At 63.0% G+C, this 9,368-nt stretch carries 16 protein-coding genes; 3 read left to right on the plus strand and 13 right to left on the minus strand.

What is annotated here, in order from left to right:
• Window positions 1-27: 27 nt before the first annotated feature.
• The 13 genes from SSKA14_RS00115 to SSKA14_RS23690 form a co-directional block, all read right to left on the minus strand.
• The gene (locus tag SSKA14_RS00115) at window positions 28-510 is read right to left on the minus strand and encodes a hypothetical protein (RefSeq protein WP_008267275.1); all 483 of its coding nucleotides are present in this window, start codon (window positions 508-510) and stop codon (window positions 28-30) included.
• On the minus strand, window positions 507-950 hold the full coding sequence (locus SSKA14_RS23920) for a hypothetical protein (RefSeq protein ID WP_232281350.1): 444 nt from the start codon (window positions 948-950) through the stop codon (window positions 507-509). The genes SSKA14_RS00115 and SSKA14_RS23920 overlap by 4 nt, the downstream gene beginning before the upstream one ends.
• Before the next feature lie 8 nt (window positions 951-958).
• Window positions 959-1,471: a glycoside hydrolase family 104 protein gene (locus SSKA14_RS00125; protein WP_008267306.1), complete on the minus strand. Its 513-nt coding sequence runs from the start codon at window positions 1,469-1,471 to the stop codon at window positions 959-961.
• Window positions 1,472-1,542: 71 nt separating this feature from the next.
• Complete coding sequence (locus SSKA14_RS00130) at window positions 1,543-2,307, minus strand: DNA adenine methylase (protein WP_040006574.1); 765 nt, start codon at window positions 2,305-2,307, stop codon at window positions 1,543-1,545.
• 334 nt (window positions 2,308-2,641) lie between these two features.
• Entirely contained in the window at window positions 2,642-2,875 is a 234-nt protein-coding gene (locus SSKA14_RS00135; protein ID WP_040006577.1) for a hypothetical protein, read from the minus strand.
• 31 nt (window positions 2,876-2,906) lie between these two features.
• Entirely contained in the window at window positions 2,907-3,410 is a 504-nt protein-coding gene (locus tag SSKA14_RS00140) for a hypothetical protein (RefSeq protein WP_050413319.1), read from the minus strand.
• 46 nt (window positions 3,411-3,456) lie between these two features.
• Entirely contained in the window at window positions 3,457-3,837 is a 381-nt protein-coding gene (locus SSKA14_RS00145) for a hypothetical protein (protein ID WP_040006578.1), read from the minus strand.
• Window positions 3,834-4,379: a hypothetical protein gene (locus tag SSKA14_RS00150; protein WP_040006579.1), complete on the minus strand. Its 546-nt coding sequence runs from the start codon at window positions 4,377-4,379 to the stop codon at window positions 3,834-3,836. Before SSKA14_RS00150 ends, SSKA14_RS00145 begins: the two co-directional genes overlap by 4 nt.
• Window positions 4,376-4,594: a hypothetical protein gene (locus SSKA14_RS00155; protein WP_008265933.1), complete on the minus strand. Its 219-nt coding sequence runs from the start codon at window positions 4,592-4,594 to the stop codon at window positions 4,376-4,378. Before SSKA14_RS00155 ends, SSKA14_RS00150 begins: the two co-directional genes overlap by 4 nt.
• Entirely contained in the window at window positions 4,591-6,024 is a 1,434-nt protein-coding gene (locus SSKA14_RS00160; protein ID WP_040006581.1) for a replicative DNA helicase, read from the minus strand. The genes SSKA14_RS00155 and SSKA14_RS00160 overlap by 4 nt, the downstream gene beginning before the upstream one ends.
• A complete protein-coding gene (locus SSKA14_RS22950; RefSeq protein ID WP_050413320.1) occupies window positions 6,024-6,812 on the minus strand; it encodes a helix-turn-helix domain-containing protein in 789 nt (262 codons plus the stop codon). Before SSKA14_RS22950 ends, SSKA14_RS00160 begins: the two co-directional genes overlap by 1 nt.
• Window positions 6,809-7,084, minus strand: coding sequence for a hypothetical protein (locus SSKA14_RS00170; RefSeq protein WP_040006583.1), 276 nt, complete (start codon window positions 7,082-7,084; stop codon window positions 6,809-6,811). Before SSKA14_RS00170 ends, SSKA14_RS22950 begins: the two co-directional genes overlap by 4 nt.
• Window positions 7,085-7,367: 283 nt before the next feature.
• Complete coding sequence (locus SSKA14_RS23690) at window positions 7,368-7,643, minus strand: hypothetical protein (protein WP_157635890.1); 276 nt, start codon at window positions 7,641-7,643, stop codon at window positions 7,368-7,370.
• An 81-nt stretch (window positions 7,644-7,724) separates the two neighbouring features.
• Here SSKA14_RS23690 and SSKA14_RS23175 point away from each other — a divergent pair, with 81 nt between their 5' ends.
• From SSKA14_RS23175 to SSKA14_RS00190, 3 genes are all read left to right on the plus strand, one after another.
• Window positions 7,725-8,414, plus strand: coding sequence for an XRE family transcriptional regulator (locus tag SSKA14_RS23175; protein WP_157635891.1), 690 nt, complete (start codon window positions 7,725-7,727; stop codon window positions 8,412-8,414).
• Between the two features lie 190 nt (window positions 8,415-8,604).
• Entirely contained in the window at window positions 8,605-8,865 is a 261-nt protein-coding gene (locus tag SSKA14_RS00185; RefSeq protein ID WP_008267402.1) for a hypothetical protein, read from the plus strand.
• Between the two features lie 285 nt (window positions 8,866-9,150).
• The gene (locus tag SSKA14_RS00190; RefSeq protein WP_008264857.1) at window positions 9,151-9,363 is read left to right on the plus strand and encodes a hypothetical protein; all 213 of its coding nucleotides are present in this window, start codon (window positions 9,151-9,153) and stop codon (window positions 9,361-9,363) included.
• The last annotated feature ends 5 nt before the right edge of the window (window positions 9,364-9,368 follow it).

Consider the following 9,368-nt stretch of genomic DNA (forward strand, 5'->3'; position numbering starts at 1 on the left):
ACGTAGAGCCATAGTGGGAGCCGCATATCAGTACCCCTTCAGTGCTGGGCAGGCGGAATCGAGCAGCTCCAGCGCTGCCTTGCAGGTGTCGGGCCGCTGCTCGTAGCGACCGCGCCAAGTGACGGCCTCCCTCTCGGACGCCTCGATCTTGCCGGCCAAGGCCTGCAACGCAGCCGCGCTCTCTGCCTTCAGGGCTTCCAGCTTCTCGGCTTCAGCTCTCAGCGCGGTGGCGACTTCGGCCAGGCGCTGATCCCGGGTGTCCACGTCGGCCTGCAACCGGGCGGCATCAGCCTGCCAGTCAGCTCGGACCTTGATCACCTGGGCGCTCAAGTCGCGGATCTTCTGCTCCTTCTCCCAGGCAGTCAGCCCGGACACCATGCAGCCGAAGGCCAGCACCGCGCACACCAGCTTGACCTTGCTGCCGGGTTTGCTCAGCCACTGCAGCGCGTCGGCAGCGGCGCCTACGATCAGTGTCCACAGCGCGCGAAGGAATCGAATCACTACGTTCATGGCTTGTCGCCTCCGATGGCGCCGGTGGCTTTCTCCACCATGCGCACGTAGCCGGGCAGCAGCCGGCGGATCAGGACGCCCGAGATGCCTGCCATCGGCAGCTGCGGGGCGCCGGCCAGCTGGGGCCAAATCCATGCCGCGATAGCCACCACCCAGGCCGCAAGGACTGCGTAGGCCACGACCGCAACCGCCAGCGCGGCCCAACGAGCAGCGGTCTGCAGCAGGCGATGCCGGCGAAGTCGACTGGCGTCTGCCGCCACTCGCCCAGCGTCCTTGTCCGGGAGGATCAGCACACCGATCAGGGCGCCGGCCAATGCAAGCAGCAGTACTGACTGCGGAACGCCGAGGATGATTCGCTCGGCCTCACGTAGTGCGTCGGCGGTTGCCGGTGCCACAACGGCGGCAGTGAACGTCCCGACGACGATCTTGAAGGTGCTCACGGGCTCGGTCACGGCGCCACCGTCCCGCCGGCCTTGCGGTACACGCCCAAGAGGTCGGAAAGCGTGTGCTCGGGCTGGCCGTAACCCGCGCCCGGCAGGCTCGCCCAGATGTTTCGAACGCGGGCAATGGCGTCCTCGATCTTGCCGGCCTGGATGAGTGGCAGCGCGCGCCGCTCGCGGATCAGCTGGATCGCCCATAGGTCCTGCGAAAGAGGGCCGAAGTCGGGAAACTTCAGTAGCGACCTGTAGTGGGCATAGTCCTTCAACATGAACTGGTAGCGACCCGATGCATTCGAGGTCAGGCCCTTGCTGTTGATACGCTTGGACTTCCGACCGCGCGAGAAGGGATGCACCGAGTAATCGGTGAACACTTCCGGCACACGATCGGCACCGGTCACGATGACGTCGTAGCCGCGATCCTTCGTCGCCGGACTGGTGCTCGTGCCTTCGGACCAGGCCAGCATGCTGAGGAAGGCCACGACGTTCACGCCGCCAGCCTGTTGGGGTGTGATCTGCGTCATTTCGGTTCCTGCAGAGATTCAACCCCGCCGCATTGGACGGGGCGCGGAATCCCAGCCGGAGCCAATGCCGGCTAGGTTGTGTAGATCAGCTCGCTCCGCGCAACGCCCGCGCCGCCGCCGACCGTGTAGCGGATGGGGACGGAGACCCGGTCGAAGCGATCGAACAGCGCGCGCATGGCGGGATGGTCGTTGATGGTCAGGATTGCCCGGCCTTTGAGCTGGGCCATGACCTCGGCGAGCTGCTCGTATTGATCCATGCCGAACTCGCTTCCATAGCCCGTGGTCTCCCAATAGGGAGGATCCAGGAGGAACAGCGTTTCCGGCCGATCGTACTTCTCGATGCAGCGCTGCCAAGCCAATTGCTCGATCACCACTCCCTGCAGCCGAAGGTGGGCATCACTCAGATCCTGTTCCAGTCGCAGCAGGTTGATGCGCTTGGTCGACGTCGGGCCAACCCCCAGCGTCTGGCCTTCTACCTTGCCGCCGAAGCTGAGCTTCTGCAGGTAGTAGAACCGCGCGGCGCGCTGGATATCGGTCAGCGTGTCGACGTGCTGCAGCTGCGCCCAGCGATACATTTCTCGGCTGGTCAGTGACCACCGGAAATGCCTCACGAACTCGTCCAGGTGATTCGCGACCACCCGGTAGAGCCTGACCAGCTCGCCGTGCATGTCGTTGAGTACTTCAACCTTGGCGGGCGCACGCTCAAACAGCATTGCCGCGCTTCCGGCGAAGGCTTCGACGTAGCAGGTGTGGGGCCGCTCATTGATCAGCGGCAGTAGGTGCTTTGCTAGGCGTGTCTTACCGCCCGGCCATGGGAACAACGTCTTGGTTTTCAAATCTCAGCTCTTGCGACATTAGTTAAGCAAGCTTCACCGGCTCTCCGGAGAGCGGCAGGGCTTGAGCCAATGGCACGCGGCTGAAACGCGTGTACGGCGGCGGCGCTCCGGTGCTTGCAGGCATCGGGGCGTCGCCCTGTTTGTTTCGGAATTGGCGTTGCTGACGGCGGTATGTCCGCCTCTCAACTCCGGGAATCACCGGAATAAAGGGCCAGATACGCGAACGGCCCGCCGATTGGCGAGCCGCGTGGATGGGACTCTCCCCACCTTGCCGAGAACTGTACCAGTTCGTTGGCAACGGTCAAGAGGTGATGGAAGCAAACCCACCCTATGGCTATGCCGATATCAGGGCCGCTTGTAGATCGTCCCGCGCGGTGATGCTGATCTGTCCGGTCAGATAAAGCGCCTTCACGAAACCGAGGCCGAATCCCATGAGGCGCACCGCTTCTTCCCTGTCGTCCTCGCGCCTAGCCGTCCTGCGCTCCGCAAGCAACTCAGCCCAGCGCTGCCGACATGACTCCGGCAACTGCTCGCAGTGATCTTCGATTGGGCGGGGTGAGGCAGGCATGTCGAACTCCTGTTGGTCTGAAATTCAATCGTCACACGAACGGCGGGAACTCCGCGACCCGCTCAAGCGGAAACCCCGCGGTTGGGTCCACGGTGTACTGGTGCTCGCCCAGGTACATGCTGTGCGCCCCAGGCCCGGCAATCACTTCCGCCCCAACCACCGCGCGTAGCAGTACCCCACCGCTGCCGCAGGCATTCAACCCGCTGGCAAACATCTCTGCAGTTTCCCTATCCGGCGTCCATGCGAACCCGAGCTGGCCGAGCCGGAGCCGATCGGTATTCTCGCCCCTGTACAGTTCCAACCGAGCGCCTGCCTCTGCCTTGTAGCGCGGCAGGCTCAGCCAGAGGAACGCGGCCAGCTGGTGATCATCCCCAACCTGCTCTCGTATCCGGTGGCCACCTTCTATCCAGTAGGTGTCGAATGCCGCCTTGTCGAACTGAGGCGCCCTATCCTTCAGTGCACGGGCGACGACGGTTCGCCACCCATTTCCCCCGGTAAGGCGCCTCATCTGCTCGAGCTGCTGGTCGTTGGTCACTGGCGCCCTCCTGGCGGTGCGGGCGCCATTCTACGACTGGAGCGGGTCAGCGAGCAGCAGCGGTTGCCCGCAGTACCCGAAGTGCGCCCGGGCCCAGCTTCTCCCACCGGGCAGCGCCGCGAACCACATCGAGAAACGCCTGGTTGAGCCCGTCCCGGAAGTCGGCGCCCTCGACGGCGTATTCGAAGCGATAGCCCTCCCCGATGACGTAGCGTGATGCCCATTGGCGGCGGAGCCGACGCAAGAGCAGCTTTGCCCTCGATTCGCTCCCTACCCACGCCCACTGTGCGGCAACCACGTTGGGGCGGCGGCGGATGCTGCCCTCGGGGTTTCGGGTCACGCTGATTCGGACTATCCCGTCGGCGCTGCAGGCGGCGCACAGGTACACCGCATCGCGAGCGGTCTGTGCCAATGTCAGATTTCTCATGCGCGCCGCGCCTCCATGAACGCCATCCCCTTGTCCAGCTCTTTCCGGTACTGCCACTTCGTGAACGTGCCCCCCAGCTTCTTCGCTACGGCCGCTGCTCGCTGGGCCTGGCTTCCCCTCCCGGTGAACTCCTCCAGCACCACCAGCGCGCGCAGCATGTTCTGCCGGTAGAGGTCGGACAGCGCGCGATCGATCCACCGATACTCGTCTGGCGAACCCACCATGACGGCGGCGGTGGCTGATCGAGAGACCAACGTGCGAGTTTCGGTGCAGGGGATCGGATCAACCGCCCACGGCGCGACGGGAAGCACGGCGCCGTTGCGATTCACTCGCCCGGCGCCGGCCCCCAACAGCATTCGACGGGCGTGGCCGTCACGAAGCAACGGCGGGCGCTCACGCTTCGTGCCCTGGGCGAACTGCTGAGCGCGTGCCAGCGGGTGTTCGTCCCTGCTTGACGCCTCCTCCGGGGCAAGCGGGGCACAGAACCGATGCTCCTGGTAATGCCCCCAGTGCTTCAATTGCTCCTTCAGCGAGTTGGTCATTTCCGGCCCCCAGCGCGCGCAGCTGCCTGCGTCTCCATCTGTTCCAGCCGCGATGCCTGCTGCCGGGCAAGGGACGCCGACGTGCGGTAGGCCTCGGCAGTGGTTGAGCGCTGCCCGCGATCGCGCCAAAGGAGGCGGTCCCATCTCTCCGCCTGCTGGTCGAGGGTGTCGGCGAAATGCTTGAGCGCCTGGGATCCTGTCGGGATGAAGGTCATCGACCAATCCCCCCGTAGGATCTGCGGCCCGGGCCATAGCTCGTCCGGCGCGACGGCTGGTCATCGTTTGCAGCCTCCGGCTTTCGCGGCAGCGGCCCGTCCCAGTTGTCGATGCGCATCTGGTCGAAGCGATTCTGTAGGCTGATCCTCTCGCCGGCGCGGATATTGCGCCCCTTCGCAAAGTGCATCTCCACTACGCCCTGCAGATGGGTCTTCTGCTCGGGCGTGTCGTAGTAGTCCTCGCGATGCAGCAGCACGACAACGTCGGCCTTTTGCTCGAGCTCTCCAGACTCGCGCAGGTCGGAAAGGGTCGGGCGTCTGTCAGTACGCCCAGTGACGCTCCGATTCAACTGAGCCAATGCCACCAGCGGAATCTTCCACTCCTTCGCTAGGTCCTTGCCCTTCTGTAGGATGCGCCCGTACTCGAAGCGGGCCATGCGCGGATCCACGTCGAAGTCGTGAATGTGGTCAATCACCAGTAGCTGCAGCGGCTTGCGCTGGTGCATGCGCCGGGCGCGGGCCTCGAACTGCCGCACGTTCAGGGAGGCGGTGTCATCGATGTACAAAGGCGCGGATTTAAGGTCGCGGATGGTCGGCGTCATGCGGCTTTGGTAGATCTCGCTGTCCTCGCCGGAATGCCTTGGCCTGGTAACCCACTCGTGGGGAATGTGGCCAACCGACGCGACGTTTCGATCATGGCAGTCGTCGATGCTCATCTCGAGGCTAAACAGCCCGACAGTTATCCCATTGAGCGCGCAGTAGACGGCTACGTTCAGCGCCGCGATGCTCTTGCCCATACTCGGCCGACCAGCGATTAGGTAGGCGGTGGACGGCTGAAGGCCGTGCGTTACGCGGTTGAACTCGGCCCACGGGGTTTCCAGCCCGGTCAGGCCGCCACCGGAGTGATATCGGTCCTCCCAACGCTTGTACCACCCGTACATGGTCTCCCCTGCAAGCCGAAGCCCTCCGCGCTGGGCCGGCTGCAGGCCGGCAATGTCCTGCGTCAGCTCTGCCAGGAGCTCGGGGAATTCGCGGCCATCCTGCTGCCAAGCTGACTCCACCGCCTTGCGACCGACGTCAGCCAACCGGCGGCGCCCGGCGTACTGCACTACAATTTCGGCGTACGCAGCCACGTTTGCAGCCGACGGCGTCGTGCTGGCCAGCTCCGTTATGTAAGTGCCATCGCCCACCAGCTCTAGCTTCCCGCGCGATTCAAACCACTCGCCGATGGTGACCGCGTCGAACGGGCGCTGCTTCTCCGCCAGCGTGCGGATCGACTCGAAGATCAGCTGGTGATCGTGACGGTAGAAGTCCTCGGCGGAAAGTGTGTCCGACACGAGCGGCCAGGCTTCCGGCGCCAGCATCAAGCCTCCCAGGACAGCCTGCTCCGCCTCAACGCTATGCGGCGGCAGATTGGGGTCAAAGCGCATCAGCCTTGCCCCCCATTGCGGTTGTTGTGGTAAGTGCCCTCGACGACCTTCAGCAGGTTCTCCTCAGACTTTATCAACCACGGCAATGACACCTGGAAGCTGTTCACCTTGCCCATGAGGTAGTCGCTGTCCCGCATCCACTTGAACAGACCACGCCACCACTCGAGCGTCTGCCGCGACGGGTCAGCCTTCCAGCGCGCGCGCAGATGCTTCTGGCGAGCGTCACTCCAGCCATGGACGACAGGACAGTTCGGCAACTCCTTGTGGTAAGCCGCAATGATTGCTTCATGAGGGCAGCCAACAGCGGCCTTGCCGCCTAGCAGATCTGCCTGCTCATCCGCTTCATCAATGGCGTCTTCGTCACCGGCAGGTGACGAACCTGTTTCCCCTTCCTGGTTTGATTCCTGGTTTGTAGTGCTGTCAGCCCCCACCCTCGGTGCTGTGTGCCCCGACCCCTCGGAGCAGTCAGCCCCCACCCCCCGCACTTCCGGCACCCACTCTCCAGCCTTTCCAATTCCCACTCGCTCCAAATACAGGTCGTACTGGTTTGGAAGATTAACTCCCTCGTGCGTGCGCCGAACTACACCGAGCAAGCCTGCGGCTTCTAGTGCCGAGATAGCCCGCTTGATGCTGTCCGCACTCATGCCGCAGTCCGTGGCCAGCTTCTTGTGTGCCGGATCGCAGCGACCTGTATCCGCGTTCGTTCGATTCGCGAGCATGATCAGTACCAACTTCTGCTGAGCAGGCAGCTTCCATTTCACTGCCCAGGCCATCGCCTCGAAGCTCATGCCGACGCCCCGGAAACTTCAGGGAACGCCGTGAGCATCAGCGTCGCGAAAGCGCCGAGGTGCTCAGCGGTGATCCATCGCTTGCTGGACATTTGCTGGATCCACTCCAGCGCCTGCTGCGGGCCGGAGCAGTAGAAATCGTAGGTAGGCTCGTCGCCCGGCCGGCTGCGGTCGTAGATCTCGACTGCGATGCGTCCATCGGGGAGGCGCTCCTGCAGGCGGACCAATGGCCTTGCCTGGCGCTCCTTGATCATCTTGAGGGCATCGTTCATGACCGCGCTGATGTGGCGCGGGCCGGAGTTCGGGTTTTCCCGATCAGTTTCGTGTGGCATAGTGGCCTCGCTCTGAACGAAGCCTCCGCAACTGTCTGCCCGACAGCGGGGGCTTCGTCGTATCTGGACGTTGGGTTTCCCACCGAGCGCGTCACGCTCGTAGCGCCAGACACCCACATGGCCACTTCCACATGCAGGGTGGTCGCCGTCCTTGCCCCATCGCACCCGATCCTTCGGGTGAGTTCACGTACGCGCCGCTCCTACAGCGCCGATTGACCGGCTGTCAGGCAGCCGTGTCCGCCTGATCACTATGGGATTCTGAGTCGGCACTATGGCTTGCTTGTCCGACTGCCTCGAACTGCTCGGGGAAGCGGAGCTGAAGGAACTTCCACCAAGGAAGTGGAATGCCCTGTGTCTTCCATTGGCTGACCGCCGAATGGGTGACCTCGCATTCGCGGGCAACGGCGGAAGTCCCGCCGATCGCCTCGATAAGGGCCGCGTCCCGGTGGTCAAAGCCGCGCCGGTAAGACTTCTTTCGAGTGCCGGTGTTGATGTTCATGACCAGAATGTTAGGATCATAATCACCAAAGCGCAATATGCTGACGCCAACTCCCGTCACTTTCCAAACATCATGAGCCAAATGGACTTCGCACAAAGGGTCACGATGGCCCGCCGCCGGGTCGGAATGACCATGGCACAGGCCGCTGAACTAATCGGCTGCTCCCGCCCGCTCCTGGCGCAGTGGGAGTCTGGACGCTCAAAGTCGCTCGGGGGCAAGTACCTGTTAGGGGCAGCGCGCGCCTACAAGGTCAATCCTGAGTGGCTGGCCGAGCTGACGGACGATGACGGCTATCCGTGGGACCCCTCCGCCCGCAAAATCTCCAACGTCTCTGAGACTGAGACGCCGGCGGGATACCTTCGCTTCGATCTGTATGAGGGAGCGGCAGGAATGGGACCAGGAATCATCAACCAAGACTATCCGGAGGTGATCCGTACGCTGGAGGTGGCCGAATGGGAGGTCAGGCGCAAGCTTGGATTCCTGCCTCGTCCCGGGCGGATTCAGATCATCACCGGGCGTGGCCCGTCCATGCGCCCCAAGATCGAAGACGGGGACGTTGTGTGGATCGATACCGCGTGCGACTACTTCGACGGGGATGACTACTACCTGATCAACATCGAGGGCGAGACGTCAATCAAGATGCTGCAGCGGCGCTCCGATGGCGTCTACGTGGTCTCGGTCAACCCGGAATTTCCTGCATGGCGACCCGATCCAGACTCCCTGCAGGTGAAGGGTCGGGCCTTGGTACATGCCGGATTCCGGCGGTTCTAGACGGACTCGCCAGACCACTATGGAACCCCGCCCAGCGCGGGGTTTTCTTTGGCTTACGCCAGAATATAAACAAACACTGAACAACTGTTAGGATTGTGGCGCCTCCGCTTGTTAGGGTATTGACGGTTCGATGTTTGTATTCTAACTTTCCCCCATCAGGCCGGACCCACCGGCCGAGTGGGAGCCAAAGATGGCAACAGCAAGGGAATACTGGCGCAGCAGCTACCGAGAGGCGCGCAAGCTGGCGCGCTTCATCGAAACCTTCCATGAAAAGCTGAGCGCCGTACCGGTCGGGGAGCGGACCTTCCCGCAGTGCAGAGGCTTCGAGTTCTCCCGACTTTCCGGCGACAGCCTTCGATGGATCGGCGACGGCCTGTTCGCACCCAACGTCGAGTGCCAACGCTCGCGGCTGGAGTGCCTCCGCTTTGAGCGCCCGAGGATGCCGGCATGAGGTCCAACTGCCGTCGCAATCAAGCCAGTTACGACCACGAGTCACAGCCGAAGGCATCTACGCTGGTTCGCGTCGGCTGGGTGCTTGTCGCCTGCATCGCAGCCGTAGTCGTGCCTCTCCGCATCGCCGAAATCGTCGCTGCAAACCAGCCTGGGGCAGTTTTTTGCTTCGCTGCTCCGAATGACGCATCTACCCCGACTTTTGCAGTTTCTCACGACAACCTGAACAAAGGAAACCTGAAAGATGAGTAGGGAATTGCCTACCCCTGTTGGAAAACCAATCGTCATGAAGGTCAAAGCGGGAACCACCGTCTTCATCGGAAATGGCGTCCAAGTGCAGCTGCGCGGCGCCCACAGAAACCGAGCCGAAATCCACGTCTACGCCCCATCGAACATGGACGTAGATCGGGCAGTGACCTTCGAGCCCGATTGGAACCTCAAAAACAGTGACGGCCCGAGCGCGGGAACGCTCGAGCCGTCGGCCACGCCGCACCCGTAACCGTC

It is taken from the genome of Stenotrophomonas sp. SKA14 (assembly GCF_000158575.1).
GTDB lineage: Bacteria > Pseudomonadota > Gammaproteobacteria > Xanthomonadales > Xanthomonadaceae > Stenotrophomonas > Stenotrophomonas forensis.

Excerpts from the sequence above, each read along its gene's own strand:
- SSKA14_RS00115 (WP_008267275.1), bottom strand. The coding sequence starts at position 510 with ATGAACGTAGTGATTCGATTCCTTCGCGCGCTGTGGACACTGATCGTA.
- SSKA14_RS00125 (WP_008267306.1), bottom strand. The coding sequence starts at position 1,471 with ATGACGCAGATCACACCCCAACAGGCTGGCGGCGTGAACGTCGTGGCC.
- SSKA14_RS00135 (WP_040006577.1), bottom strand. The coding sequence starts at position 2,875 with ATGCCTGCCTCACCCCGCCCAATCGAAGATCACTGCGAGCAGTTGCCG.
- SSKA14_RS00145 (WP_040006578.1), bottom strand. The coding sequence starts at position 3,837 with ATGAGAAATCTGACATTGGCACAGACCGCTCGCGATGCGGTGTACCTG.
- SSKA14_RS00150 (WP_040006579.1), bottom strand. The coding sequence starts at position 4,379 with ATGACCAACTCGCTGAAGGAGCAATTGAAGCACTGGGGGCATTACCAG.
- SSKA14_RS00155 (WP_008265933.1), bottom strand. The coding sequence starts at position 4,594 with ATGACCTTCATCCCGACAGGATCCCAGGCGCTCAAGCATTTCGCCGAC.
- SSKA14_RS00160 (WP_040006581.1), bottom strand. The coding sequence starts at position 6,024 with ATGCGCTTTGACCCCAATCTGCCGCCGCATAGCGTTGAGGCGGAGCAG.
- SSKA14_RS22950 (WP_050413320.1), bottom strand. The coding sequence starts at position 6,812 with ATGAGCTTCGAGGCGATGGCCTGGGCAGTGAAATGGAAGCTGCCTGCT.
- SSKA14_RS00170 (WP_040006583.1), bottom strand. The coding sequence starts at position 7,084 with ATGAACGATGCCCTCAAGATGATCAAGGAGCGCCAGGCAAGGCCATTG.
- SSKA14_RS23690 (WP_157635890.1), bottom strand. The coding sequence starts at position 7,643 with ATGAACATCAACACCGGCACTCGAAAGAAGTCTTACCGGCGCGGCTTT.
- SSKA14_RS23175 (WP_157635891.1), top strand. The coding sequence starts at position 7,725 with ATGGACTTCGCACAAAGGGTCACGATGGCCCGCCGCCGGGTCGGAATG.
- SSKA14_RS00185 (WP_008267402.1), top strand. The coding sequence starts at position 8,605 with ATGGCAACAGCAAGGGAATACTGGCGCAGCAGCTACCGAGAGGCGCGC.
- SSKA14_RS00190 (WP_008264857.1), top strand. The coding sequence starts at position 9,151 with ATGAAGGTCAAAGCGGGAACCACCGTCTTCATCGGAAATGGCGTCCAA.